This is a genomic window from Streptomyces rectiviolaceus, assembly GCF_039533825.1.
Classification (GTDB): domain Bacteria; phylum Actinomycetota; class Actinomycetes; order Streptomycetales; family Streptomycetaceae; genus Streptomyces; species Streptomyces rectiviolaceus.
Window position 1 is genome coordinate 1 of sequence record NZ_BAAAUG010000125.1, and the last position, 26,824, is coordinate 26,824.

A 26,824-nucleotide genomic window follows, 5' to 3' on the forward strand; every position below is an offset into this window, starting at 1 on the left:
GCGCAGCAGGGTGCCGCCGAGCACGATGGCGGCGCCGACGCCGTCGTCGAGCCAGAGGAGCACGAAGGTGTCGCGGTCGTGGGCGGCGCCGTCGCGCTGTTCGGCGCGGGCGGCGAGGTTGGTCTCGTTCTCCACGAGCACGCGGGCCGGGAGCCGTTCCTGGAGGGCTCCGGCGAGGCGGCGGTGCCAGGCGGGCAGCGAGGTGGTGTCGCGCAGTTCGCCGGTGGCGGGGTCGATGAGACCGGGGGCGCCGATCGCCACGGTGTGCAGCCGCTTGACGCCGCCGTCCCCCGCGGTGCGCTCCACGAGGGCGACGGCCCGCGCGACGGCGGGCTCGGTTCCGGTGTCACCGCCGATGGGCGCGGAGGCCTCGGCGAGCACCGCGCCGAGCAGGTCGGTGACGACCACGGAGACGCCCCCGGTGCGTACGTCGAGCGCGGCGAGATGCGCCCGGTCGGCGACGATCCCGTACAGCCGGGCATTGGGCCCCCGGCGCTGGGCACCCGCCTCCCCCACGACCGCGATCAGGCCTGAGCCCTGGAGGCGCTCGACCAGGTCGGCGACCGAGGGCCGGGAGAGGCCGGTCAGCTGCTTCAACTGGTTGGCCGTCAGCGGTCCTTCGCGCTGCAGGAGCCCCAGGGCGAGCCGGTCGTTGATGGCCCGGGCGGTGCTCGGTGATGCGGGCATGCCGGGGATCCTTCCATAAAGCTGCTATTTATCAGGCAGGGTTCCTGATAGTTTACGTCGCCGTAGCGGGGCGGCACCTTGGGAGGGGCGGAGTATCGATGAGTGAAGTGGTCTACGACGTACGACAGTTGAAGCGGGCGCGGTACGCCGTGGCCGCCGTCTTCTGCGTGCACGGCGCCGTCACCGGCTCCTTCGCGACCCGCGTGCCCTGGATCCAGGACCACGCCGACCTCAGCGCGGGACTCCTCGGCCTCGCCCTCGCCTTCCCCGCGATCGGCGCCTCCGTGGCGATGCCGCTCGCGGGCTCGATCAGCCACCGCTTCGGCGCGAGGACGGCGCTGCGCGGGCTGCTCGCCCTGTGGACGCTGGCCCTGATCCTGCCCTCGCTCGCCCCGAATCTGCTCACGCTCTGCCTCGCCCTGTTCGTGTACGGCGCGACGGCGGGCATGTCGGACGTGGCGATGAACGCCCTCGGCGTCGAGGTCGAGACCCGCATGAAGAAGTCGATCATGTCGGGCCTGCACGGCATGTGGAGCGTCGGCGCCCTGATCGGCTCGGCGGCCGGCACGGTCGCCGCCCACCTGGGCTCGGACGCCCGCCTTCACCACGCGCTCGCCGCCGTGGCCCTCACCGCGATCGGCCTCGTGGCCTGCCAAGGCGTGCTCGACCTGCAGGCGGAGCCCGAGGACGAGGCACCGCCGCGCTTCTCGCTGCCGCCCAAGTCGGCGCTCCTGATCGGCGCGGTCGGGTTCTGCGCGGTCTTCGCGGAGGGCGCGAGCCTGGACTGGTCGGCGGTCTATCTGCGGGACGTCCTGGACTCGTCGGCCGGTGTCGCCGCCGCGTCCACCACCGGCTTCACGCTCACCATGGCGATCGCCCGGCTCGCGGGCGACGCGGTGGTGGACCGCTTCGGGGCGGTCCGCACGGTGCGCGTGGGCGGCGTGGTCGCGGCACTCGGCGGGCTGCTCGTGGTCGTGGCGCCGCATCCGGCGCTCGCCATGGGCGGGTTCGCGCTGCTCGGGCTCGGCATCGCGGTCGTGGTGCCCCTCGCGTTCGCCGCGGCCGGACGCAGCGGCCCCAATCCGAGCCAGGCCATCGCGGGCGTCGCCACCATCACGTACACGTCGGGCCTGATCGCCCCGTCCGCGATCGGCACGCTCGCCGACGCGACGAGCCTGGTGGTGTCCTTCGGCCTGGTGACCGTGCTCGCCTGCGGACTCGCGGTCTTCGCCGGGGTGCTGCGCACGGACGGCCGCGAGGCCACTCCCGTCGCTCCCGCGAAGGCGACGACACCCGGCCCGAAGTCCTGAACGCGCGGTTCCGCGGGATGGGGACGAGGCCCCCCACGAGCGACCGGCGAGAAACCATGGAACTTATGCCGGATTAACATTGCGCTGACTCATTCAGGTCTTGACAAAGTCGGGCGCACAGAAGGCGGAACAGAACCATGGATCTCGGCGTGCGCTGGAGACTGCACGGCGACGGGCGCACCCCCGCGCCCGGAGCCGTCGTCCGTCCCGATGAGCGGCTCTCGTGGCCGCGTACCTTCGGGCTCGGCGCCCAGCACGTGGTCGCCATGTTCGGCGCGTCGTTCGTGGCGCCCGTCCTGATGGGCCTCGACCCGAACCTCGCGATCATGATGTCGGGCGTAGCGACCGTGATCTTCCTGCTCGCCACCCGCGGCCGGGTGCCCAGCTACCTGGGCTGTTCGCTCTCCTTCGTGGGCGTGGCCGCTGTCATCCGCGCGCAGGGCGGCTCCTCCGCGACCGTGACGGGCGCGGTCTTCGTGGTCGGTGCCGCGCTGTTCCTGGTGGGCCTGGCCGTGCAGAAGTTCGGGGCGCGGATCATCCATGCCGCGATGCCACCGATCGTCACCGGCGCCGTCGTCATGCTGATCGGCTTCAATCTGGCACCCGTCACCGCGTCCACGTACTGGCCGCAGGACCAGTGGACGGCGCTCCTGGTGATGCTGTTCACCGGTTTGGCCGTGGTGTGCCTGCGCGGATTCTGGTCACGCGTCGCGATCTTCCTGGGGCTGATCTTCGGGTACGCCCTGTCCTGGGTCCTCGACCTGACCTTCGGCAAGATCCACTCGGCGGACGGCTCGGGCAAGGTCGTCGACCACTGGCGCCTGGACCTCTCCGCCGTCGGCAACGCCGACTGGATCGGCCTGCCCTCCTTCCACGCGCCGAGCTTCGAGTGGTCGGCGATCCTCGTCGCGCTGCCCGTCGTCATCGCGCTGGTCGCCGAGAACGCCGGACACGTCAAGGCGGTCGGCGAGATGACCGGCGACTCCCTCGACGACAAGCTCGGCACGGCGATCTCCGCCGACGGCGCCGCGTCCATGCTCTCCACGGCGGTCGGCGGCCCGCCCAACACGACGTACTCCGAGAACATCGGCGTGATGGCCGCGACCCGCGTCTACTCCACGGCCGCGTACTGGGCGGCAGCCTGCTTCGCCCTGCTCTTCGGGCTCTGCCCCAAGTTCGGCGCGGTCGTGGCGGCCATCCCCGGCGGCGTGCTCGGCGGCATCACCGTCATCCTGTACGGCATGATCGGCCTGCTCGGCGCCCAGATCTGGATCAACGCCGGGGTGGATCTGCGCAATCCGCTGAACCTCGTCCCGGCCGCCGCGGGCATCATCATCGGCGTCGGCGGCGTCTCGCTGAAGATCACCGACAACTTCGAGCTGAGCGGCATCGCACTCGGCACGATCGTCGTGATCACCGGCTATCACGTCCTGCGCGCCTTCGCACCGCCGCACCTCAAGACGCAGGAACCGCTGCTCGATTCGGGCACGTCCACGTACGACGAGGGCGAGGACGGCCCAGAGGCGAGCCCTCAGCCGCGCGCCAAGTCGTAGGCGTAGCCGGGCGTGAACGTCCCGGGCGCGCCCTTGCAGCCGTCGGACTCGCCCGGCAGTTTGATCCACAGATAGGCGTCGATGCGAGCCTTGCCGGTACGCAGCGTCGGGCTCTGCCCGAGCCCCCGGCCCGCCGGGTCGCACCACTCCCCGTCCGCCGGGGCGCCGTTGCCGTTGCGGCTGGTGTCGATGACGGCGCCGAGGCCTGCCGGGCCGCCGAGTGCGGACAGGACCTTGCGGGCGTAGGCGGCCTCGTCGGCGGTGCGGTGGAAGTTCGACACGTTCGTGAAGATGCCGTCGGACGATGCGGGGGACGCGGCGCCCGCCGCGCGCAGCCGCCCGGCCTGCTTGGCCGCGGCGTTCCAGCCGGAGTGCCCTGCGTCGTAATAGACCCTGGCCTTGGGGTTGGCTGCCTTCAGGGTGCGGCCCGCGCGGGCGAGCGAGGCATAGCGCGCGGTGCGCTGCTTCGCCGAGAGGCACTCGGAGAGCGCGATCGCGTCCGGTTCGAGGACGACGACGACCTCGCCCGAGCCGAGGCCCGCGGCGAACTTCTCGATCCACGCGTCGTACGCCGCGAGGTCCGGCGCCCCGCCCTGCGACGCGCCCCCGCAGTCGCGGTCGGGTATCGCGTACGGCACGACGACGGGCACCCGGCTCCCGGCGCTCGACGTCACCGCGCGCACCCGCGAGGTGATGGTCCCCGGCGCGTACTCCGCGAACCACACGGCGGCAGGACGGTCGGCGATCCGTGACTCGATGAGGGGGCGGCGCGGGTCGCCCCGATTCGCCCTGACCCAGTCGAGAACCTGCGAATCGCCGTGCCGGTAGAGGGAGTTGGCCGATGGCGCGGCGGTGCTCGGCTTCTTCGGGCGCTGCGTCGAAGACTTCGGATTCGGCTTCGGCTTCGGTCGCGCGTCGGCGGAGGATTTCGCGGGCGACGGCTTCGCCGATGACTCCGACGCGGACGGCGTCGGCACCGCGGGCAGCGGTTCGAGCGTCGGCGACCTGGTCACCTTGGGGCGCGCCTGGTCCTTGCCGCCGCCCTCGTCCAGGGCGGACACCATTCCGGTGACGGTGCCGACGGCGGCCACGACCGAGGCCGCGGCGACCATGACCCCATGGCGGGCGGCGCCCCTTCGCCCGGCCCGTCGTTCGGCGCGATGTCGTGCGCGGTTGCCTGACACAGTGCTGTTCCTCCCCCTCCCCCGTGTCCCCCTGACACGGCGCGCCGGCTCCCCTCCCCAGGGGCACACACGGCCGCCGTTCCCCCGTTCTGGGGAAGCGGCCGGTGCGGTGGCACTCGGGCCAGCCTAGGACTGGGACCCTGCCACCATGGCGCAGTTGGAGCGGTTCGCGGAGTTCACAGGCTCGGCACACGGGGTTGACGGCGTGGTGACGCGGATGCGCGCGCTGGGTGCGGGCTTCCCATCGGGCGACGGGGTCGGGGTCTTCAACCGGGTCTATCTCTCGGTCACCGAAGAGGTCGTCCGGCACCTCGACGACGGACGTTTCCCGGACGCCGGGGCCGCGGTCACGCTGGACGTCCTGTTCGCCGAGCGCTATCTGACGGCGGTGGAGACGGTGGCCGCCGACCGCAGGCCGCCCGCCTGCTGGCGGCCGCTGTTCCAGCTCCGGCGCCATCCCGGCGTACGTCCCCTGCAGTTCGCGCTCGCGGGCATCAATGCGCACATCGGGCACGACCTTCCGCTGGCCGTGGTGGACGCCTGTCGTACGCTCGGCTGCGAACCGGCGGACCTGGAGGACGAGTTCGACCGCGTGGGCGACATCCTCGTCTCGCTGGAGGAGCGCATCCGCGAGGATCTGATGCCTGGACCCGACCTCTTCCAGATCGCCGACCCGCTGACCCATCTGCTTGGCTCCTGGAGCCTGGAGCGGGCCAGGGACAGCGCGTGGGCGACGGCTCTCGCGCTGCGGGCGCTGCGTGAACTGCCCGCCGTCGCCGATGAGTTCCAGGGCCGCCTGGACGGAGCGGTCGGCCTGGTGGGCCGGATGCTGCTCACTCCCCTGCCGGACTGATCGCGCCGGGCCCGTGCCCGCCGCCGAGGAACTCCCAGGCGATCGCTGTACGTTGAATGCAGTGACCCCGGATGCGAAGGAGCACCAGCATGGCCACCCGACTCGGGCTCAGCCTCCCGCAGGGCCGGCAGTATCACCTCGGACGTGACGTCCCGGCAGTGGCACGCGCGGCCGAGGAGATCGGTTACGAGAGCCTGTGGGTCTATGAACGCATCCTGTTCCCCGAGCCCGCGACGCAGGGTCTGTACGGCATCGAGGGCCTGCCCTGGCCCGACACGTACCGCTCGGTGCCCGACCCGCTGATCACGCTGACGCTGGCCGCCGCCGCCACCGAGCGGGCCCGCCTCGGCACCAGCGTCCTGGTCGCCCCGCTGCACGTGCCGTTCCAACTGGCGCGCTCGCTCGCCACGCTGGACGCGGCGAGCGGGGGGCNNCGGGACGGGGCGCGCGGCGGCCGCGTCGTCGCGGGCCTCGGCACGGGCTGGTCCCACGACGAGTACGCGGCCGCGGGGGTGGCCCCCTTCAACAAGCGCGGCAAGGTCCTGGACGAGCTGATCGACGTCTGCCACGCGGTGTGGGGCCCGGACCCGGTGTCGTACGAAGGGGAGCTGACCACGATCGCGCCGTCGGTGGTCGGCCCCAAGCCCGCCCGCCCCATCCCGATCCTGCTGCCCGCCAACAGCCCGCGCGCCCTGCGCAGGCTCGTCGACCGCGCCGACGGCTGGATGCCGATCGGCATGGGCGCCGACAAACTGGCCGAGCAGGCCCGGGCTCTGGAGGAGCTGGCCACCGAGCGGGGGCGCACGGAACCGGTCCAGAGCGTCCTGCGGGTCAACACGCGGTACACGGCGAAGGCGTACGAGGGCGAGAAGCGCGCCCCGTTCCAGGGCAACGTCGCGCAGATCGTCGAGGACCTCGAGGCGCACGCCGCGACGGGGGCGGTGGAGGAGATCCTCATCGAACTGCAGGGCAGCACGCGGGACGCGGAGGAGCTGAAGGACTTGGCGGCGGAGGTGTACGAGGCGGCAAGGGCAGCCGGGGTATAGGGCAGGCGCCCCGAAGGGGCGCGCCCGTAGGGGCGCGGGGAACTGCGCGATCAGCCACGACGGCCCGGCAGCTCCCCACGCGCCCTGAGCACAACGGCGCTGTCAGTCCTCAGGCAACTCGACGGGAGCAATCTCGTCGTACACATCCCCCGGACCAGGGTTGGTCGCGTCCGTGGCCCCGCCAAGATGATGCATGACGCCCCACACGGCGTTCAGGGCGGTCGTCACGGCGCCTTCGGCCCACCCGGCCGTCCAGGAGATGTCATCACCGGCGAGGAAGATACCCCGCTTCTCCTCGGGCAACGAGCCCTGCATGAAGTGCGTGAACAGACGCCGCTGGTAGCGGTAGTGGCCCGGCAGGTTCGCCTTGAAGGCGCCCATGAAGTAGGGCTCGTTCTCCCACGAGACCGTCACCGGGTTGCCGATGATGTGCTTGCGGATGTCGACCTTGGGATAGATCTCGCCGAGCGACTTGAGCATGACCTCCATGCGCTCGTTCGCCGACAGCGGCAGCCACTTCAGGCTGTCGTCGCACCACGTGTAGGAGAGGCAGATGACGGCGGGCTTGTCCGGGCCGTCGTCGAGCAGGTAAGTACCGCGCGTCATGCGGTCGGTGAGCGTCATCGACATGACGTCACGGCCGGTCTCCTCGTCCTTGTCCAGCCAGAACGGCCGGTCGACCGGGACGAAGAGCTTGGAGGACTCCATGTAGTGGGTCCGCTCCATCGCCGTCCAGTGGTCGATGGGGAAGAGCGTGTCGTCGCACGTGATCTTCGACAGCAGCATCCAGGACTGGGCGGTGAAGATCGCCGCCTGGTAGGTGCGGATGTCGCCCGAGGCGTCGGTGACGGTGACGCGGTTGCCCGCGGTGCGGTCCAGACGGGTCACGGCGGGCTTCGGCACACCGCTCTCGTGCAGCGAGCTCAGGGACGTGCCCGGCTCCCAGTGCACGATCTTCTGCGGCGCGCGGTCCCACATCCGCAGCGGCAGCTGCTGGCTGCCGCCGACGATGCCGCGGTGGTGGTCGTCGGCCTCGGTGTAGACGACGCGCAGGATCTCCAGGATGGAGTTCGGGAAGTCGGTGTCCCAGCCGCCGGTGCCGAAGCCGACCTGGCCGAAGATCTCGCGGTGCCGGAAGGACTTGAAGGCCTCGGAGTCGCAGAGGAAGCCGTAGAAGGTCTGGTTGTCGAGCTTCTCGACGAGCTTGGACCAGATCTCGCGGATCTTGGGTACGTCGCGCTCGCGCAGGGCGCGGTTCATGTCGGAGAAGTCGGCGCCCTCCTCCAGGCAGGAGTTCCAGGCATTCATCACGTCGCGGTAGACCTGCGGAAGGTCGTCGACGGACGTCGCGTAGTGGGACTCGCCCTTGAGGTCGACAACCGTCGAGGGGGTCGACTCCGCGAGGGGGTTGGGGAACGGCTGGGTCTTGAGGCCCACCAGGTCGATGTAGTGCTGCAGCGCCGTCGAGGACGGCGGGAAGCGCATCGCGCCCATCTCGGCGGTGAGGTCACCGTCGCAGCCCTCGAAGCCGACCGTGCGCAGTCGGCCGCCGATCTGGTCGGCCTCGTAGACGACGGGCTTGAGGCCCATCTTCATCAGCTCGTACGCCGCGACGATGCCGGACAGGCCGCCGCCGATGACCGCGACCTCCGTGCCGTGCTCGGTCGCGGGTATCTGGCCGAGGCCCGCCGGGTGCGCGAGGAAATCGTCGTACGCGTAAGGGAAGTCCGGACCGAACATGGTGATCGGAGGCTGCGCGTCGGTGTGCTGGACGGCGTTGGGCACCGTGGACGTCATGGGGTACGGACTCCTTGCGGGAACGGCAGAACAGAAGAAAGGGGAAGCTCAGGGGGCGGGGCGGCGGGGTTCAGATCAGGGACGCGTACAGACCCGGGCGGCGGTCGCGCAGATAGGGGTTGGCCTCGCGCGACGCGGCGAGGAAGGCCGGGTCCGCGTCGGCGAACACCAGCTGCTCGTCGCGTCCGGCGCGGGTACGCGCGACTCCGTCGGGTCCGGCCAGCGTGGAGAGCCCGACGAACTCGAACTCCCCTTCCTTGCCGACCCGGTTGACGTACGCGACGTACATCTGGTTCTCGAAGGCCCGCACCGGAATGACGGACTCGGCGACGAACTGGAAGGGGTGCATCTGGGCCGTGGGCACGAGCAAAAGGTCGGTGCCCGCGAGGGCGTGCGCGCGGACGTTCTCCGGGAACTCCACGTCGTAGCAGATCATCAGGCCGATCCGCAGCCCGCCCAACTCGGCCTGTACGACGGCCTGTTCACCGGGGGTGAAGGAGTCGCGCTCGAAGCAGCCGAAGAGGTGGGTCTTGCGGTAGTTCGCCAGACGCGCGCCGTCGGGGCCGATCAGCTGGACGGAGTTGAAGACCAGCTCGCCGTCCCGCTCCGGGTAGCCGTAGGCAACCGCGACGCCGTGGCGTACGGCGGTCTCGGCGATCGCGGCTGCGGATGCCCCGTCGGCGGGCTCGGCCAGGCGCGGCACGTCGTCGCCGATGGCGTACCCGGTGAGGTACAGCTCGGGCGCCACCAGGAGGCCCGCGCCCGCGGCGGCGGCACGGGCGGCGGCCTCGTCGAGCGCCTTCAGATTGGCGGCGACGGAGCCAAGGCGGCCCGAGCTCTGGAGCAGGGCTGTGCGCAGCGGGGGCATGGCGGGACCTCGGGGCATGCGAAGGGACTGACGGACTGGTGGGGACCGTTAAGACGGTACGGTCGGCGCCTCACCCGGACAAGGCGCGAGCGTTGCGGGCCGCCGCTCGATCTGTTGCGCGTGCGGGGCCCTGAGCGGCGATTCATTGCGTGGCCGCCGTGCGCCTCGGGTATCGGGGGTGTCCACCTCGGGGTGTAGTGGTCCGCCGCGGGTCCCCGCCGTCCGGCGGAAGCGGAGTCCCGCCCGTGGCCGGACGTGCCGGGCCCCCCTTCCGCGAGAGCGTGATCTCACCCGGAAACGCCGGGCGGACGGCCTCGAAGACGGAGGGCTCCCATGAGCCGCACGACCTCGCCCCGTAACCGCAACTACCCCCGCGCCATCGCCGTGGGCGCCGCGCTGATCCTGACCGCCGGGGCCGTCGGCGTGGCCGTCGCCTCCGGCGACGACGCGGCGCACCCCGGTAAGGCGCGCTCCGCGTCACCCACCGGCGCCGAGGCCGAGCCCCGCGAGGCGGCCGCGCTCACCGGCTCGGCGAAGATGTACCGCAAGACCACCGAGGACGTGACGTTCACCTTCGACGCGCATCTGGCGGCGAAGAACAACGGTGACCCCTCCAAGGCGACCGGCACCTTCCACTTCGTCCATCTGGACAAGCCGGGCGGCGAGGGCGGCTGGGCGAAGGGCCGCATCGACTGCCTGATGACGGGCGGCAAGGTCGCCACGGCGACCGGCATCATCACCGACACGAACCTGAAGGAGATCAAGGGAGGCCGTGTCGGCTTCACCGTCCACGACCAGGGCAAGCAGGACCGCGTGGGCTACAGCTGGGCCGCTGTGGGCGGCCCCGACGGGACCAAGAAGCTGCCCAAGTGCACGAGCTCCGCGCCGCACGAGAAGGTCAAGAAGGGCACCGGCGACTTCGACGTCGTGCCGTGGAAGGTGCCGTACCCGACCCAGTGACCCCTGGGCCCGCCCGCACGGGGGTCGGGCGGGCCCAGCGCCTCCTCCGCCGCACGGCGGAGGCGGTCACCCCCTCGCGCACGATGCGCGGGGCACAGGCCCACGGGAATGTGGATCACGCCCGGAAGGACCGGGCAGACCACAACCACACGGGGACTTCCCATGAACCGCCGCTCCACCCTCTTCCGGGCCGTCGCCGTAGGCACCGCGCTCCTCGCGCTCGCCGGGACCGCGGGCTCCGCGACCGCATCGGACGCCCCGCCCCCCGAGCGCGAGACCGCCGCCGCCCTGACCGGAACCGCCAAGCTGGACCGCCGCCCCGGCGACAACGCCACCATCACCTTCGCCGCCCGTCTGGACGCGGCGGAAGCGACCCGCAGGGTTGTGCCCCGAAGGGGCGCGGGGCCGTGACATCTGCGGCTCCGCCGCGTGGGCGCGACCAGCCACGAACAACCCGCCGCATGAAGGACCGCCCAACCCAGCGGAGCGACTACGCGGGTGACCCCGACGAGTACCGCCGCATCAAGGGCGAAAGCACGAGCACGGACTTCGTGCGCTCCACGAAATGCTCGCCCGCGATCCGCTCGAGCACCCGCTCGAAGTGCCGCATGTCGGCGGCGAAGACCTGGACGACCGCGTCCGCCTCCCCGGTGACGGTGGAGGCGGACGCGATCTCCGGATACCGCTCGAGGCCACGGCGGATGGCCTCGGGCGAGGTGTTGCGACGGCAGTAGATCTCGATGAACCCCTCGGTCTCCCAGCCGAGCGCGGCCGGGTCGACCCGCACGGTGAATCCCGTGATCGCCCCGGTCTCCCGGAGCCGGTCCACGCGCCGCTTCACGGCGGGTGCGGAGAGCCCGACCAACTGGCCGATGTCGGCGTAGGAGCGGCGGGCGTCCTCGGCGAGGGCGTGCACGATGCGTTCGTCGAGATCGTTCAGTCGCACTGGGGGTGGATCACTTCTCTGCGGAGGCCAATCGGGAGCGGCTCATGCCGTACAGGAAGTAGAACACGAGGCCGACGGCCATCCAGACACCGAACACGGCCCAGGTCACGGAGTCGAGGCTGAACATGTTGTACGCGCAGAAGCCGAAGCCGAGCACCGGGAAGAGCCAGCCGAGCGGCACCCGGAAGGTGCGCGGCATGTCCGGGCGGGTCCGGCGCAGCACGATCACCGCGATGTTGACCAGGCCGAAGGCGAAGAGCGTACCGATGCTGGTGGCGTCGACGAGCTTGCCGAGCGGGATGACCGAGGCCAGCGCGCCGCAGAACAGCGACACGATGACGGTGTTCACGCGGGGCGTGCCGGTCTTCTTGCTGACCTTGCCGAACACCTTGGGGACCAGGCCGTCGCGGGACATGGCGAACAGGACGCGGGTCTGGCCGTAGAGGACGGTCAGGACGACGGATGCGATGGAGATGACCGCGCCGGCGGCGAGGATCGTGCCCCACATGCTCTGCCCGGTGACGTCGTTCATGATCGCGGCGAGCGTGGCCTCGGAGCCCTCGAAGTCCGTCCAGTTCCAGGCACCGACGGCGACGGCGGCGACCAGGACGTAGAGAGCCGTGACGATGATCAGCGAGAGCATGATCGCGCGGGGCAGGTCGCGCTGCGGGTTCTTCGCTTCCTCACCGGCGGTGGAGGCGGCGTCGAAGCCGATGTACGAGAAGAAGAGGCTCGCGGCGGCGGCGCTGACGCCGGCCGTGCCGAGCGGCATGAAGTCCGCGTAGTTGCCGGACTTGAAGCCCATGAAGCCGATGGTGCAGAAGAGCACGAGCGCGGCGATCTTCACGATGACCATGATCGTGTTGGCCGTCGCCGACTCCTTGGCACCGCCGAGCAGGAACACCATGGCAAGGAGCACGACGATCAGGCCGGGCAGGTTGATGATGGCGCCGTCGACCTCACCGGGCGCCGCGGAGAGCGCGTCCGGGATCGTGACGCCGATGGTCCCGTCGAGCAGCTCGTTGAGGTACTCGCCCCAGCCCACCGCGACGGCCGCGACCGAGACCCCGTACTCCAGGACCAGGCACCAGCCGCAGACCCAGGCGATGAGTTCACCCATCGTTGCGTACGCGTACGAGTAGGAGGAGCCCGCGACCGGTATGGAGCCCGCAAGCTCGGCGTACGAGAGCGCGGAGAAGAGTGCGGTGAGACCGGCGATCACGAAGGAGATGGTGACGGCGGGCCCGGCCTTGGGGACGCTCTCGCCGAGAACGACGAAGATGCCGGTGCCGAGCGTGGCGCCGATGCTGATCATGGTCAGCTGCCACATGCCGAGGGAGCGCCGCAGCGAGCCGCCCTCACCCTGGCCGCCCTCCGCGACCAGGAGTTCCACCGGCTTGCGCCGCATCAAGCGGCCGACAAGTCCCGTGGCCCGCGGAGTGCTTGGGGGACTTGGGCGGTCTTGCGGGGGTGCGCCTTGGTCGAGCACGCGTGGCTCCTTCATCGCTGCCGGTCAGGGCGGCGGGACCGGCGGCAGCTCCCACGCATGGATGGGGACCGCCGAGCAGGCGGTCCCCGCCACACCACGTACAGCGGATGACTCTATGAGGCGAGCTTCACGTACGTAATGCAGCAACCTTGCGCAGCCCCGCATGATCGTTGCGTACTTCCGCTTCCTGCGGGTCTTCGTTGCGCGGTCCGTTTCGTCCGTTGCGTGCCGGAGCTCCCGGAAGGTCATTGACACTTCGTCAGATCTCCCCCATCGTGCACCCCCGTCCAGCCGATCGCGCACCCCGGCCGAGAGGAAGGCAGCAGGCCATGGACCTCGATGTGCTGTACGAGATCGACGTACCGAAACCCTGGAACGGGCCCCACCCGCACGGCCAGCGCGCCGCCGAGCAGCGCGCCTACCGCGAGGCCGTGGAGCAGATCCGACTCGCGGACCGGGTCGGCTTCCGCACGGTGTGGGCCGTGGAGCACCACTTCCGCGAGGGCCGCTCGCACTGCCCGGCGCCCGAGGTGCTCCTCGGCCATCTCGCGGCGCTCACCGAGCGGATACGCCTCGGCTTCGGCGTCACCCTCACCCCCTTCGGCTTCACCCCGCCGCAGCGGATCGCGGAGAAGGTGGCGGCGGTGGACGTCCTGTCGCAGGGCCGCGTGGAGTGGGGCACGGGCCGCTCAACTCCCATGGAACAGACGGCATTCGGGGTCGACCGCGAGCAGTCGCGGTCCGACTGGCGCGAGGCGATCGAGATCGTGACGGGCATGTGGCGCGAGGAGTACTTCGCGTATGAGTCCGAGCGGTTCTCCTTCCCCCGGCGGATGGTCACGCCGAAGCCGGTCCAGGACCCGCATCCCCCGTGCTGGATGGCGGCGACGTCCCCCGGTTCCGCGGAGGTGGCGGGCGCGGCGGGCCTCGGCCTGCTCTCCTTCTCGATCATGCAGCCGCTCGACGCGATGGCCCGTCAAGTCGCCGCCTACCGCGCCGCGGCGCGCACACCGTCGCCCATCACGGGCGTCACCACGGACCGCGTCAGCGCGTACACACTGGTGCACGTCGCGGACCGGCCATCGCGGCGGGTGTGGGACTCGGTGGCCTGGTGGTACCGCAACCTGGCCCAGTTCACGCTCGACTGGGAACTGCCGCACCTGACCCCCGACGAGCGCGAGCGGACCTTCCCCCTCCTGACCCCGATCATCGAAGGGAGCGTCCCCGTCGAGGAGTTCAGCGACGGCGACATGATCCTCATCGGCAACGCGGAGACGATCATCCGCAAGGCCAAGCGCTACGCCGACCTCGGCATCGACCAGCTCATCTGCTACGTCCAGTGGGGCTATCTGGAGCACCAGGAGATCCTGCGGACGATCGAGATCCTGGGCAAGGAAGTCATCCCGGAGCTTGCGTCGTACCGGCCGCGGCGGGCGGCGCCGTGAGCGAGCCCCTCGACGCCTCCCCCGTCCCCGACTACGCCGCCCTCCACCGCCTGGACGGCCGCACCTTCGTCCTGCTCGGCGCGGGCAACGGCATCGGCCGCCAGACCGCGCACGCGCTCACGGCGGCCGGCGCGCGGGTCCTGTGCGTGGATCTCGACAAGGGCCGCGCTGATGCGGTCGCGGCCGAGACGGGCGGCATCGCGTACGTCGCGGACGTGACGCGGCGCGAGGACATGCGCGAGCTCTTCGCTTACGCACGACGGGAGTTGGGCCCGATCGGCGGTGTCGTCGACATCGTGGGCATGGCCCGCTACACGCCCCTGGACGAGCTGGACGACGCGTCCTGGGACTGGCACTTCTCCCTCGTCCTGCGGCACGCCTGGCTCGCGGTCCAGTACGGCGGCGAGGCGCTCGCCGACGCGGGCGGCGGCCCCCTGGTCTTCGTCGCCTCGGTGTCGGGCCTGACGGCGGCTCCCCTGCACGCCGCGTACGGGGCTGCCAAGGCGGGCCTGATCTCCCTGGTCCGCACGGCGGCGGTGGAGTACGGCCCGCGCGGGGTGCGGGTGAACGCGGTGGCGCCCGGCGTCGTCTGGACGCCGCGCGTGGCGGCCCTGATCGGCGAGGAGGGCCGCGCGCACAACGCCCTGAACGCACCGCTCGACCGGGTGGCCGAGACCTCGGACATCGCGTCGGCCCTGCTCTTCTTCGCCTCGCCGCTCTCCTCGTACGTCACCGGGCAGACGCTCGTCGTGGACGGCGGGGTCGGCGTGAAGTTCCCGTATCCGACCATCGGGGGTGCGCGGTGAGGGAGTTCGTGCGGGGTGTGGCGTGGTGGACCGAGGACGGCCGGGTGGTGCGCGCCGACCCGGCGGACCGGGAGCGGCTGCCCGCGGACACCTGGGAGCGCGCGGGCCTCCCGGCCGGGGTACGCCTTGAGTTCACCGCGCGCGGAGTGAGCGCCCTGGAGATCACGTACACGGCGTCGCCTCCCTCGGCGACGGACGCGTACCGTGACGTGCCCGCGGTGTTCACGCTGCTCGCGGGCGAGGACGCCGTCGACACACCCGCGTCCCCCGGCGAACACCGGACGCTGGTCCATCTCCCTTGCCCTGACGGCGATTTCACCCTGCACCTGCCGGAAACACTGCGGCCCGCCCTGCACGGCGTGCGCCCGGTGGACGGCACCCTGACGCCCACCGCACCTCGGCCGCGCTGGCTCGTCTACGGCGACTCGATCGCGGAGGGCTGGTCGGTCTCACGACCCCATCTGGCGTGGCCCGCCCTGGCGGGACGGGTCCTCGGGGTGGAGACGGTGAACCTCGGGTACGCGGGGGCGGCACGCGGGGAACTGGCATCGGCCGAGCAACTCGCCTCGTTGGAGGCCGACTTGCTGACGGTCGCCTTCGGCACGAACTGCTGGTCGCGTACGCCGCACTCGGCGGGGCTGCTGTACGAGACGACGCGGTCGTTCCTGGACCTGGTGCGCCGGGGCCACCCGGACGTCCCCCTCCTGGTGGTCTCCCCCGTGGTCCGCCCGGACGCCGAGACGACACCGAACGCGCTCGGCGCCACGCTCGCGGACCTACGGAGCGCCATGGAACGGGCAGCCCTGGAAGCGGGAGCCGCCCTGCTGCCCGGCGGCAAGCTGCTGGACGCCGGACATCTGGTGGACGGCATACATCCGGGCGACGAGGGCCACGGACTACTGGCGAAGGCGGTGGCTTCAGCACTGCCGGGGGGAGCGCCCCGAAAGGGCGCGGGGAACTGCGCGACCAGCCACGGACAACCCGCGGACGAACGACGCAGCTCCCCGCGGAGCGACTAGCTCCAGGAGGCGTGCAGAGGCTTGCCCTCCGCGTAACCGGCGGCGCTCTGCACACCCACAGTGGCCCGCTCGGCGAATTCCTCCAAGGACCCCGCGCCGGCGTACGTGCAGGAGGACCGGACACCCGCGATGATCGAGTCGATCAGGTCCTCGACGCCGGGCCGCTCCGGGTCCAGGAACATCCGCGAGGTCGAGATGCCCTCCTCGAACAGCGCCTTGCGGGCGCGGTCGTAGGCCGACTCCTCGCTGGTGCGGTTCTTGACCGCGCGGGCCGACGCCATGCCGAACGACTCCTTGTAGAGGCGGCCGTTGGCGTCCTGCTGCAGGTCGCCCGGGGACTCGTACGTCCCGGCGAACCACGAACCGATCATGACGTTCGACGCACCGGCGGCCAGCGCCATGGCGACGTCACGGGGGTGACGGACACCGCCGTCGGCCCAGACGTGCTTGCCGAACTTCTTGGCCTCGGCGGCGCATTCGAGCACCGCGGAGAACTGCGGGCGGCCGACGCCGGTCATCATGCGCGTGGTGCACATGGCGCCGGGGCCCACACCGACCTTGATGATGTCGGCACCGGCCTCGATCAGGTCCCGTACGCCCTCCGCGGCGACGATGTTGCCCGCGACGATCGGCACCTGCGGGTCGAGCGCGCGCACGGCCTTGACCGCGGCGATCATCGACTCCTGGTGGCCGTGGGCGGTGTCCACGACGAGCGTGTCCGCGCCCGCGTCGAGCAGCTGCTTGGCCTTGGCCGCGACGTCGCCGTTGATGCCGACGGCCGCGGCGATGCGCAGCTTGCCGTGGGCGTCGAGGGCGGGCGAGTAGAGCGTCGCGCGCAGGGCGCCCGTGCGGGTCAGGATGCCGGCGAGGCGGCCGTCCTTGTCCACGGCGGGGGCATAGCGGCGGTTCGCGTGGTCCAGCTTGTTGAAGGCGTCGCGCGGGTCGATGTCCGCGTCGAGCAGCACGAGGTCCTTGGACATGACCTCGGAGAGCTGGGTGAAGCGGTCGACGCCGTTCAGGTCCGTGTCGGTGACGACGCCGACCGGCTTCTGGTCGGCGTCCACGACGACGCCCGCGTTGTGCGCGCGCTTGGACAGCAGGGCGAGCGCGTCGGCGACGGTCTGCGTGGGGGCCAGGACGATCGGGGTGTCCAGGACGTGGTGGCGCGTCTTGACCCAGGAGATGACCTCGGTGACGACCTCGATCGGGATGTCCTGGGGAATCACGACGAGGCCGCCGCGGCGGGCGACGGTCTCGGCCATCCGGCGTCCCGCGATCGCGGTCATGTTCGCGACGACCAGCGGGATCGTGGTGCCGGTGCCGTCCGGCGAAGAGAGGTCCACGCCCTGACGCGATCCGACGGCGGAGCGCCTCGGCACCATGAAGACGTCGTCGTACGTCAGGTCGTACGCAGGCTGGATGTCATTGAGGAAGCGCACGTGCTGCTCATCCCAGTCGTTCAGAGGTGGCCCCCGGACAGTTAGGCCGAGGGAAAAGCACGTACTTCAGTGTCCCATGCCCGGGGCGGTGCACCGCCTGGGATGATCACCCAGCCGGGCCGCGAGACCCCTGGTCGGATCCTCCAAGCACCGGCCCGGACGGTCACCCTCCGCTCAGGCGCGCGTGCCGAGCGCGAGAACGATCTCCAGGCCCGTCCCGCGCTCCCGTGCGTACTCCACTGCGTCGGTGAACACCTCTTGGGCGACGATCCACTCCTGGGGCGCCGCCTCGGCGTACTCCTGCCAGCCGGTGACGACGAGAAGACGGCCGGGTGCGGCGGGGGCCCATCCCAGGTCGGTGAGGCAGTCGGCGAGCGCGTCCCAGTTGCGCCCGAACCAGTCGGGCAGTTCGAGCGCGCGGGCGCAGCGGTCCATGAAGGCCGCCTTGTCGCCCACCCCGCTCAGGTCGAGCGAGACGGTGGCCATACCGGCGGCGCGGACGGCCTCCAGGACGGGCTGCATCGGCTCGGACTTCATCTCAGTACCGCCTTGAAGGACGCGTAGTGATCGTCGGTGTAGTAGGTCTCGCCGCCGCTCCCGGTGACGATCCGGCGTGCGCCCCGGTCGCGCTCTCCGGGGGTGCGCACGGTGTACTCGCGGTAGTGGCCGCGCCGCTGCCTGGGCAGCTCGCCCTCGAAGTTGCCGAAGACGGAGCCGTCCTTGGCGTACGGGAAGGGCCCCCCGTCATCGATGAGCCGCAACGTCCGCCGAGCCTCGGCGGGCAGCCGATCGGCCTGGACGGTCGCCATGCCGCGGGCCCAGGCGGGGGCGGATGAGCTGCTTCCCGAGGAACACCCCGTGCCGAGGACAGCGAGGCAGACAAGCAACGCCGCCAGAGCACGGGGGACAAACCGGGTCAGCATGCGACAGATGCTGCCACGGCGCCCCGTCAGGGGCGCGGGGAACTGCGCGACCAGCCCCCCGCGGCCCGCAGACGACTCAGCTCCCGTCCGGGTCCGCCCGGTCCAACGCGGGGTGCGGAGTGTGCCCCATGACCATCAGCTGATCAGCGGCGGCGGTGTCCGTGACGAGGCTGGTCACAAGCCCCGAACGCAGCACAGCGTCGATCGCCGCAGCCTTCCGCTGCCCACCCGCGATGGCGACCACCTCAGGAATCCGCCGAAGCCGATCCGCCTCGACAGTGATGCACCGCTCCCCCAGATCACGCCCGACCCGACGCCCCTCGGCGTCGAAAAGGTGCGCGGACATCTCGGCGGCCACTCCCAGCGAAGCGTAATGAGCCCGCTCCTCGTCGCTGAGCATGTCGTGGACGGTGGAGATGCCGCGCTCCCAGGAGCCGATGGAGACGGCGGCGACGGTGACCTTGTCGAAGTACTCAAACGCCCGCGCGATCCCGGTCTGGTTCCGCAGCGCGGCGGCCGTGGCCGGGTCCGGCAGGAGCATCGGCGCGTAGATGGGGTGGGCCTCGCCGCCGGAGACCTGCGCGGCACGCCGCACGGCCTCGACGGAGCCGCGTTCGGCGGTCCCGGCGTCGTACACACCCGTCAGCTGCACGACCGTGCACGGCGGCAGCTGGTCGAGAGCCGCGGCCATGTGGATGGTCGAGCGCCCCCACGCGAGGCCGAGGACATCGCCCTCGGTGACAAGCTCGCCGAGCAGATCGGCCGCGACCTCACCGAGGTTCTCGGGGTCGGGTGACTCTTCGACCTCATCGGCGGACGACGGAGACTCGACGACGACCGCGTGCCGCAGGCCGTAGCGGGCACGCAGCGCGTCCGAGCGCTCCGCGTCCAGCTCGGCGGGCACACGGATCTCGATCCGTACGAGATCACGCTCGAGAGCCGTCTCAAGGACCCGGGCCACCTTGAAGCGGCTGACGCCGAACTCTTCGGCGATCTGGATCTTGGACTTGCCCTCGAGATAGAAGCGGCGGGCCATGGCCGCCGCCTGCACCAGCTCCGCGGGTCCCATCCGCATGGCTGACCGGCCGCCCGTCGACACGACGATCTCCTCACTGTCATTTCAAGCAACTGTCGTTCACGCATTCACACGCATTGGTGCGGCTTCGCGCGCATTGCCACGGCTTCTCGCGCATTGCCGCAGCGCAACCTGGGTTCGTCGTTCATCCTTGCAGATCCGACGTACTTGATCAGCCCTGAAGGACTGCGTTCACGTATCCGTGGCTCAGTGGCCGCATGCCCATGCCGCCGTGGACGTCGCACCGGCTGCTTGGGTGCGCAGTGCACGTACCGCCGCAGCCGGGTCGTCCGCCCCGTACACCGCGGATCCCGCCACGAAGACGTCGGCGCCGGCCTCCGCGCAGCGCTCGATGGTCGAGGCCGATACGCCGCCGTCGACCTGGAGCCAGAGCTCGAGGCCGTGCTTGCTGATCAACTCGCGGGTGCGCCGGATCTTGGGCAGCATGATGTCGAGGAACGCCTGGCCACCGAACCCCGGCTCGACGGTCATGATCAGCAACATGTCGAGCTCGGAGAGCAGATCCTCGTACGGCTCGATGGGCGTCGCGGGCTTCAGCGCCATGGAGGCGCGGGCGCCCTTGGCGCGGATCTCACGGGCCAGGCGGACGGGAGCCGCGGCCGCCTCCACGTGGAAGGTGACGGACCCGGCACCCGCTTCGACGTACTGCGGAGCCCAGCGATCGACGTCCTCGATCATCAGATGGCAGTCCAGCGGCGTGTCCGTCGCTCGGGCCAGAGACTCTACGACCGGCACCCCAAGGGTGAGGTTGGGAACGAAGTGGTTGTCCATGACGTCGACATGGAGCCAGTCGGCCCCTTCGGCCGCCGTTGCCTCCTCGGCAAGACGGGCGAAATCGGCGGACAGGATGCTGGGGTTGATCTGCACGGCCATGCCCCAAGACTGCCATGCCCGGCGCGCGTTGCCTTCCGCGGTCCGTAGCGTGAGCCAACCGACTCCTTTGACCATGGACCGCGTGCCATGCTGGGCGGTCCACCGGCACCACGTGGGGCAGCGGGGGTAGCCATGCCAGACGAACGGTCGGACGGACAGCGCCAGGCGGGCCGAGGCGTGGCCTGGCTGGTGTGCGGGCGGCGCACCAAGTGGCTTGTGGTGCTGTTCTGGCTGGTGGTGATCGTCGCCGCCGCACCGCTCGCGCAGAAGCTCACGGACGCCCAGGACAACCAGGCGTCTTCCTGGCTGCCCGGTTCCGCGGAGTCCACCCAAGTCCTGGACATCTCCGAGGAGTTCAGGCCCGAACAGATTCCCGCGATCATCATGTACGCCCGCGAGGGCGGTCTTACCGCCGACGACCGGGCGCGGATCACCGAGGACGTCGGCGAACTCAAGGCGCTGACCGCCCACGGCGTACGCGGCGCGGAGACCCGCGGCCCCGTCTTCGACACGAAGAACACCTCGGGCGCCGACGCGGCCGAGGCCGCCCAGGTCTTCGTGCCCATCACCATGGACGAGAAGGGCTGGGAGCGGATCACGCCCGCCGTCGACTCCATGCGCGAGCGTGTGGGTGAGAGCACGGGCGGGCTCTCGGTGCACGTCACCGGTCCCGGCGGTACGTCGGCGGACTTCTCCGAGGCGTTCGAGGGCATCGACTCGACGCTGCTCCTCTCGGCGGCCGGCGTCGTCATCGTGATCCTCCTGATCACCTACCGCAGCCCGATCCTCCTGCTCGTCCCGCTGGTCACGGCGGTCATCTCCCTCTTCACCGCGCAGGCGCTGATCTATCTCCTCGCGGAACACGCGGGCCTGACGGTCAACGGCCAGAGCGCGGGCATCCTCACGGTCCTCGTCTTCGGAGCGGGGACGGACTATGCCCTGCTCCTGGTCGCCCGCTACCGCGAAGAGCTGCGCCGCCACGAGGACCGGCACGAGGCGATGCAGCTGGCCCTGCACCGGGCGGGTCCCGCGGTCATCGCGTCGGGTGCCACGGTCGTCGTCAGCATGCTGGTGCTCCTGACCGCCGACATGAACTCGACCCGGGGCCTTGGCCCCGTCTCCGCGATCGGCGTCGCGGTCGCCCTGCTCGTGATGCTGTCCCTCTTCCCCGCGCTCCTGGTGGTGTGCGGCCGGTGGCTCTTCTGGCCGCTGATCCCGCACAACGGCTCGGACGAGCCCACCGAGCGCGGCGTGTGGGCCCGCATGGGCCGCCGCATCGCCCACCGTCCGCGCCTGACATGGGGCGTCACGGCGGTGGCGCTTGCCGCCCTCGCGCTCGGCCTGACGCAGCTGCGCGCCGAAGGGCTCAGCAACGCGGACTCCTTCACCGACAAGCCCGACTCGATCGTGGGCCAGGAGGTGCAGGGGAAGTACTTCCCCGCGGGCAGCGGCGACCCCCTGGTGATCGTGGCGAACGCGGACCAAGGCGACGAGGTCCGCGGCGCGGTCGCTCAGACGCGGGGCGTGGACCCGGCGAGCATCGTCGTACCCCCGGGGACGAAACCGGAGGCCGGGGGCAGGGTCCTGTTCGAGGCGACGGCGACCGACCCCTCCGACAGCGAGGCGGCCAAACAGACCGTGGAGCGGGTGCGCGACGCTGTGCACGCGGTGCCCGACGCGGACGCGAAGGTGGGCGGCGGCACGGCGTCCCTCCTGGACATGGACCGCGCGACGGCCCACGACAACAAGCTGGTGATCCCGCTCGTCCTGCTGGTCGTCCTGCTGATCCTCATCCTGCTGCTGCGCGCCCTGATCGCGCCGCTCATCCTGATCGCGACGGTGGTCCTCTCCTTCTCCGCCGCGCTCGGCATCAGTGCGCTCGCCTTCCGCCACCTCTTCGACTACGCGGGCGAGTCCACGGACTTCCCGCTCTTCGTCTTCGTGTTCCTGGTGGCGCTCGGCATCGACTACAACATCTTCCTGTCGACCCGCATCCGTGAGGAAGCGGGCCGACAGGGCACCCGTGCGGGCGTGGTGACCGGCCTCGCCGCGACCGGTGCGGTCATCACGTCGGCGGGCCTGGTCCTCGCGGGCACCTTCGCCGCGCTCGGCACGCTCCCGATGGTGGCGTTCGCCGAGATCGGCTTCGCGGTCGCGCTCGGCGTCCTGCTCGACACCTTCGTCGTACGGTCCGTCCTGGTCACGGCGTTGTTCCTGGACGTGGGGCCGAAGGTGTGGTGGCCGCACGCCCTGAGCAAGGACCCGGCGGTCCGTACCCCTGCGGCGATGTAGGTTCTGATTCCCCATGACCCCTGGCGCAGCCCTGCCCTGCACGCCTTCGGTTGTCTCGTGCGGTGGCCCCCGCTGATCCGTCTCACGATCTTGGCCCATGTGGGCCTGACATCGGGGCTCGTGGATTGTGCACCATCGATCAGTACGCGGAGACGCCGATGGCAGGCATAGACGGTCCGGCCGCGTCACTGAAGCCCTCCACCATGCCCTCACCAGCCTGCATTTAGGGGCTGAGGAAACCGCGATCGGTACGCGGCCGTGAAACGTCTTGTCGCGCACACCGAATACCCCAACCGGATTCGATGTCGTACCAGCGAGGGCTGAGAAGCCGCCGGGTCGACGTGCAGGAGCCTCTCGTCGCGGCCCAAGCCTGTGTCTCCAGCGAAAGCACCGCGCTGAGCGAAGCCTTCTCCCACCGGGTCGCGAGCCTCGAAGGTCCTTTCAAGCAGGCCTGCAACGACGCCCGGATGCCGCACTGTTCATAACGCCCCTCCAGATTAACCGGGCCGGGTTCCCGCGGATTTGACCCCGGACAACGCATCAACGGCCGCAAGAGACACGTAGCCGTGGCCCTTCAAGGCCTGCCGCTGCTGGTCACGGTCACACCCGCCGACATGCGGCGGTCGGACAGGTAGCCATCGGGCGATCGGTCTGGGTGGGCATGCCACCACAGCAGGCGATCATCGAGATGAATCAAGATGCGTGCCGCTAGATGGTTGAGCTGCTTTTACGTGCTGGTCAATGGGGTGGGGGCGTCCTTGCGGGCGGGACGGATGACGGTGATCCCCAGCTTGGCCATGCCGGCCTCGAAATCGGCCCCAGGAAAGCCCTTGTCGCACACCCCGGTAGTGCCCGGTTGTGGCCGCTTGCTTCTTGCCGAGGGTGAACATCATCCGGACCGCATCGCGTTCCTTGACCAGCTTCGGATTGACCAGCCCGAAGCCGGTGACCAGCTCGTCGGGGGCGCAGACCAGCATCAGCTCGGCACCCAGTAGAAACAGTGGTGTGGGGCGTCGTGCCCGTAGCCGGCCTATCCAGCCAGGTCGGAGCGTTTCGCAGTCTCCCGCGAGGCCCCACAGCGCACCGGAGTGCCGTCCCAGATTCGCACGACATCCGCGCTGGAGGGGGTCCGTGCCGCCAGCCAGCGGATGGCCAGGCCCGGAACGCGGCCTGCGCGAAGGGATGATGCCGTCGTCCAACTCAACATCCAGTGCAGTCAGAAGAGTGCCCAGATCGGTGTTCAGAGCGCGTTCTTCGGGTCGAGCCGGTGTTCAACACCATCGATTCTGGACATTCTTTGTCTTTCTGGACAGCCCGTAAAGCAGCTCAACCATCTAGACGAAGGCAACGGAGCACCCCATCCGGATGCGATCTGGCTTTCAGTCATTCTGCATCAGAGGCCACTCCGTGTCTTCACAGGAAATACACAAGTAACTCCCGTTCATCACAAGCGAGTTGCGCACCTCTGAGCACGCGACCGCCTTAGGCGCTTTCGAGCCGCAGGGAAACGGTCCCTTGATCCCCTTATTGCTCACCCCTACGGTGATCGCCGTACTGACGGATCTTCACCATTCCGTCACGAATTCGCTCAGCGGCCGGGGGCCAGTGCTGCGGCGGGAGGAAACCGGCGGCCACCGATGCCGGGACCACCTGACGGGTGGCTCCCTGCCGCGTTCCTCATGACGGGGGGACGCAGTCTTGCGTTCCAGATCACCAGGCTTCCTGCTCTTAAGACCGGGCAAGTCCGGGCTCCTCGCCCGGACGCTCCTGCTCCTCACCACGGTGGCGGTGCTGCTCACGCTCGCCGTCCACCCGGATCTGCTGAACCGGCTCGCCGGAGCGCGTGCGGCCGCCGCCGACGACAGTGCGTACGACTGGACCCAGAGCACCGCCGCCGAGCAACTGCGGCAGGACGAGTGTCTGATGTCCGATGTGCTGCGGCTCGGCGGGCCTGCCATGACGGGCATCGCGCAGGACGGCCTCAACCAGGATCCGGACCGGCTGCACGCCCTGGCCGACCGGGAACACTGGAAGGACACTCCGCTCGCGACGGCGTACACATCGGACCGGAAGGCCTACGGCAAGGAGGGCGATGCCCTCGACGCCGCCCGCGGGACGTGGAAGACGCCCCTGGACGGCCTCACCACACCGGCGGGGTTCACCGAAACCGGCTTCCACTGGCCGCCGGGAACCTCCGGGAACGACGGAGAGTCCTTCGACTCCCAGACCGGTCTAACGAAATGGATCAGTGACCGGTTCTGGAAGGAGGACGCCGACTTCTACGAGGACGGCACCCCCTCGGCCGACAAGAAGACCGTCAAGGCGGTCAAGGATCTCGGCACCCCGCTCTACCAGCAGGACCCCGACCCCGGTCTGCCGCCGGACGAGCGTGCGCGTGCCCTCGCCGAACAGGCGGCGCTCAAGCACCTGACCGACGGGGCGCTGGAGCCGATGGGCGCGGACAACGCCCGCCTCTTCCTGGCCTCCGGGGGCTTTCCCCGGCTGGCACCGCAGCCGGACACGGCGGAATTCCGCATCGCGGTCGAGGACATGAAGACCCGGTTCGCCGCGTGCGCGTGGCGCGACGCGGTCGACCCGAACCAGGTCCTGGGCGAGGTCTCGGACACGGCGGCGAAGGAGTGGCAGCAGGAGATCGTCTCCCAGTCGGTCCAGCGCAACCAGATCCTGAACGCGAACAAGGACGCCACGACCGCGTTGACCGACGGTTCCAAGACGCTCAGCAAGCTGCTCGGCTATTCGTGGACGGCTGATCGCCTGGCCCGCTGGCAGGACTACTGGTCGCCGGGAGGTGCGGGGACGATCGGCGACAAGCCCGCGGTCATCGAGGTGCACGCCGCGCGCGGCAAGTGCCTCGACGTGCAGGGTTCCGGGACGACCAACGGCACCCCGGTGCAGATCTACACCTGTAACGGCAGTGCGGCACAGAAGTGGCTGGTCTACGGCGACGACGCCGGGCTGCACCTGCAGAATGCCAACTCCAGCAAATGCCTCGACGTCGAGAACAACAACCCGGCCAACGGCACGATCATCCAGATTTGGACGTGCAACAGCAGTCCGGCGCAGACGTGGGAGTACAACCTGAGCGCCACCACGGCGCTGAAGAACGTCGGCACGGGCAAGTGCCTGGACCTGCACACGTACGACAACGGTTACAACTCGCAGCTGTACGCGTGCAATGGCTCAGGACCGCAGCAGTTCGACATCAAGCCCTCCGGTCACACCGGTACCGTGCCGCCGAAGGCCCAGTTCACCCAGGCCGCCGCGGGCGTGGCGAAGGCGCGTACCCAGGCCAAGCAGCAACTCGGCGTCCTCAAGGCGCAGGCCGCCAAGGCGAAGAAGGCCGCCACCAGTTCCGACACCGCCGAACAGGCCGCCTACCAGGTCGCGGACGACAGTGGTGCTCCGCGTGGCCGTGGATTGCTGGTCGGGCAGCAGAAGGCCCAGGTCACCCACGGAGCGGTCGCCGCGCTCGATGCCATGGTCAAGGCGGGCGAGACCGCCGAGGCCGCCACCCGCGCCTCGGGCGGCGACAGCCAGACCATCGCCCAGCGCGCGGTGGCCCAGACGGCGCAGACCAAGGCGGAGTTCCGCAAGGAAGCCGCGCATACCGCGGAGGTGCAGGCCAAGGCCGCCAGGGACGCGGCGAAGGTCCACCGGGACAACGCCAAGGAGGACAAGGAGACCGCCGAGGCCAAGCTCGCCGAGACCCAGAAGGCCGAAGGGGAGGCGAAGGCCGCCGCGGCGGACGCGCACGCCAAGCGGCTCGCCGCCGAGGCCGAGGAGAAGACGGCCAAGGCGGAGAAGGAGACCGCCGCCGCCAAACAGGCCGAGGCCAAGGAGCACAAGACCAAGGCGCAGGGCCACGCGGCCACCGCGAAGAAGGCCAAGGGAGACGCCGAAAGCGCCGAGGGCACCGCCGAGTCGAAGAGAAACGACGCCAAGAAGTCCAGCGACAAGGCGCGCGACCTGCGCGATGACGCGTGGGACGCCGAGCAGAAGGCCGACAGCGCCCGCGCCAAGGCGGACGCCAAACAGGCCCACGCCGAGTCGCTGGACGCGGGAGACGCGGCCGACGACGCCCGCGCGGCGGCCGACAAGGCGGACAAGCACGCCACCGAGGCGGAGACCGCGGCGAAGAACGCGCGCTCCGAGGCCGATGCCGCCACCCGTGCGGCGGCCGAAGCGGACGCCGCGGCCACCCGCTCCGAGGCCGCGGC

At 70.5% G+C, this 26,824-nt stretch carries 22 protein-coding genes and 1 pseudogene; 12 read left to right on the plus strand and 11 right to left on the minus strand.

Going from position 1 to position 26,824, the window contains the following annotated elements; all coding sequences use genetic code 11:
* A partial coding sequence (locus tag ABD378_RS30955; RefSeq protein ID WP_344526194.1) for an ROK family transcriptional regulator occupies window positions 1–687 on the minus strand: 687 nt, incomplete at its 3' end.
* 98 nt (window positions 688–785) lie between these two features.
* Here ABD378_RS30955 and ABD378_RS30960 point away from each other — a divergent pair.
* A complete protein-coding gene (locus ABD378_RS30960; RefSeq protein ID WP_344526196.1) occupies window positions 786–1,997 on the plus strand; it encodes an MFS transporter in 1,212 nt (403 codons plus the stop codon).
* A gap of 137 nt (window positions 1,998–2,134) precedes the next feature.
* Window positions 2,135–3,550 (plus strand): uracil-xanthine permease family protein, encoded by a 1,416-nt coding sequence (locus ABD378_RS30965; RefSeq protein WP_344526197.1) that lies wholly within the window; start codon window positions 2,135–2,137, stop codon window positions 3,548–3,550.
* Here the strand turns inward: ABD378_RS30965 and ABD378_RS30970 are convergent.
* Window positions 3,529–4,662 carry a glycoside hydrolase family 6 protein gene (locus ABD378_RS30970; RefSeq protein WP_344526199.1) on the minus strand — a complete coding sequence of 378 codons (1,134 nt, stop codon included), beginning with the start codon at window positions 4,660–4,662 and terminating at the stop codon, window positions 3,529–3,531. The genes ABD378_RS30965 and ABD378_RS30970 overlap by 22 nt on opposite strands.
* A 220-nt stretch (window positions 4,663–4,882) precedes the next feature.
* Between ABD378_RS30970 and ABD378_RS30975 the strand changes: the two genes are divergently transcribed.
* Window positions 4,883–5,587 (plus strand): DUF5995 family protein, encoded by a 705-nt coding sequence (locus tag ABD378_RS30975; protein WP_344526201.1) that lies wholly within the window; start codon window positions 4,883–4,885, stop codon window positions 5,585–5,587.
* A gap of 89 nt (window positions 5,588–5,676) precedes the next feature.
* Window positions 5,677–6,633 (plus strand): LLM class F420-dependent oxidoreductase, encoded by a 957-nt coding sequence (locus ABD378_RS30980; RefSeq protein ID WP_344526203.1) that lies wholly within the window; start codon window positions 5,677–5,679, stop codon window positions 6,631–6,633.
* A 102-nt stretch (window positions 6,634–6,735) separates the two neighbouring features.
* On the opposite strand, the gene ABD378_RS30985 is transcribed toward ABD378_RS30980, so the two are convergent.
* Together ABD378_RS30985 and ABD378_RS30990 are read right to left on the minus strand one after the other, a co-directional pair.
* Window positions 6,736–8,430, minus strand: a complete 1,695-nt coding sequence (locus ABD378_RS30985; protein ID WP_344526205.1) for a flavin monoamine oxidase family protein — start codon at window positions 8,428–8,430, stop codon at window positions 6,736–6,738.
* 70 nt (window positions 8,431–8,500) lie between these two features.
* The gene (locus ABD378_RS30990) at window positions 8,501–9,298 is read right to left on the minus strand and encodes a carbon-nitrogen hydrolase family protein (protein WP_344526207.1); all 798 of its coding nucleotides are present in this window, start codon (window positions 9,296–9,298) and stop codon (window positions 8,501–8,503) included.
* Between the two features lie 333 nt (window positions 9,299–9,631).
* On the opposite strand from ABD378_RS30990, the gene ABD378_RS30995 reads away from it, so the two are divergent.
* Window positions 9,632–10,258 carry a Repetin gene (locus ABD378_RS30995; RefSeq protein WP_344526209.1) on the plus strand — a complete coding sequence of 209 codons (627 nt, stop codon included), beginning with the start codon at window positions 9,632–9,634 and terminating at the stop codon, window positions 10,256–10,258.
* A gap of 162 nt (window positions 10,259–10,420) precedes the next feature.
* A complete protein-coding gene (locus ABD378_RS31000) occupies window positions 10,421–10,669 on the plus strand; it encodes a hypothetical protein (protein ID WP_344526211.1) in 249 nt (82 codons plus the stop codon).
* A gap of 79 nt (window positions 10,670–10,748) precedes the next feature.
* On the opposite strand, the gene ABD378_RS31005 is transcribed toward ABD378_RS31000, so the two are convergent.
* Together ABD378_RS31005 and ABD378_RS31010 are read right to left on the minus strand one after the other, a co-directional pair.
* A complete protein-coding gene (locus ABD378_RS31005) occupies window positions 10,749–11,204 on the minus strand; it encodes an Lrp/AsnC family transcriptional regulator (protein ID WP_344526213.1) in 456 nt (151 codons plus the stop codon).
* Window positions 11,205–11,214: 10 nt separating this feature from the next.
* A complete protein-coding gene (locus ABD378_RS31010) occupies window positions 11,215–12,693 on the minus strand; it encodes an amino acid permease (protein WP_344526215.1) in 1,479 nt (492 codons plus the stop codon).
* Between the two features lie 329 nt (window positions 12,694–13,022).
* Between ABD378_RS31010 and ABD378_RS31015 the strand changes: the two genes are divergently transcribed.
* The 3 genes from ABD378_RS31015 to ABD378_RS31025 are packed head-to-tail and all read left to right on the plus strand — an operon-like array spanning window position 13,023 to window position 15,963.
* On the plus strand, window positions 13,023–14,138 hold the full coding sequence (locus tag ABD378_RS31015) for an LLM class flavin-dependent oxidoreductase (protein WP_344526217.1): 1,116 nt from the start codon (window positions 13,023–13,025) through the stop codon (window positions 14,136–14,138).
* Window positions 14,135–14,944, plus strand: a complete 810-nt coding sequence (locus ABD378_RS31020) for an SDR family NAD(P)-dependent oxidoreductase (RefSeq protein ID WP_344526219.1) — start codon at window positions 14,135–14,137, stop codon at window positions 14,942–14,944. The genes ABD378_RS31015 and ABD378_RS31020 overlap by 4 nt, the downstream gene beginning before the upstream one ends.
* Window positions 14,941–15,963, plus strand: a complete 1,023-nt coding sequence (locus ABD378_RS31025) for a GDSL-type esterase/lipase family protein (protein WP_344526221.1) — start codon at window positions 14,941–14,943, stop codon at window positions 15,961–15,963. The genes ABD378_RS31020 and ABD378_RS31025 overlap by 4 nt, the downstream gene beginning before the upstream one ends.
* Here ABD378_RS31025 and ABD378_RS31030 read toward each other — a convergent pair.
* From ABD378_RS31030 to rpe, 5 genes are all read right to left on the minus strand, one after another.
* Window positions 15,960–17,402 carry a GuaB1 family IMP dehydrogenase-related protein gene (locus tag ABD378_RS31030; protein ID WP_344526223.1) on the minus strand — a complete coding sequence of 481 codons (1,443 nt, stop codon included), beginning with the start codon at window positions 17,400–17,402 and terminating at the stop codon, window positions 15,960–15,962. The genes ABD378_RS31025 and ABD378_RS31030 overlap by 4 nt on opposite strands.
* A gap of 174 nt (window positions 17,403–17,576) precedes the next feature.
* Window positions 17,577–17,939, minus strand: coding sequence for a barstar family protein (locus tag ABD378_RS31035; RefSeq protein ID WP_344526225.1), 363 nt, complete (start codon window positions 17,937–17,939; stop codon window positions 17,577–17,579).
* Window positions 17,936–18,325, minus strand: a complete 390-nt coding sequence (locus ABD378_RS31040) for a guanyl-specific ribonuclease (RefSeq protein ID WP_344526227.1) — start codon at window positions 18,323–18,325, stop codon at window positions 17,936–17,938. The genes ABD378_RS31035 and ABD378_RS31040 overlap by 4 nt, the downstream gene beginning before the upstream one ends.
* Window positions 18,326–18,401: 76 nt before the next feature.
* Window positions 18,402–19,400 carry a sugar-binding transcriptional regulator gene (locus ABD378_RS31045; protein ID WP_344526243.1) on the minus strand — a complete coding sequence of 333 codons (999 nt, stop codon included), beginning with the start codon at window positions 19,398–19,400 and terminating at the stop codon, window positions 18,402–18,404.
* 207 nt (window positions 19,401–19,607) lie between these two features.
* Window positions 19,608–20,294 carry a ribulose-phosphate 3-epimerase gene (rpe, locus tag ABD378_RS31050; protein ID WP_344526229.1) on the minus strand — a complete coding sequence of 229 codons (687 nt, stop codon included), beginning with the start codon at window positions 20,292–20,294 and terminating at the stop codon, window positions 19,608–19,610.
* Window positions 20,295–20,426: 132 nt separating this feature from the next.
* On the opposite strand from rpe, the gene ABD378_RS31055 reads away from it, so the two are divergent.
* The 3 genes and pseudogenes from ABD378_RS31055 to ABD378_RS31065 all read left to right on the plus strand — a co-directional run.
* Window positions 20,427–22,586: an MMPL family transporter gene (locus ABD378_RS31055; protein WP_344526231.1), complete on the plus strand. Its 2,160-nt coding sequence runs from the start codon at window positions 20,427–20,429 to the stop codon at window positions 22,584–22,586.
* Window positions 22,587–23,089: 503 nt separating this feature from the next.
* Window positions 23,090–23,212: pseudogene (locus tag ABD378_RS31060) on the plus strand (IS5-like element IS4811 family transposase); the annotation flags it as partial.
* Between the two features lie 1,297 nt (window positions 23,213–24,509).
* A partial coding sequence (locus tag ABD378_RS31065; RefSeq protein WP_344526245.1) for an RICIN domain-containing protein occupies window positions 24,510–26,824 on the plus strand: 2,315 nt, incomplete at its 3' end.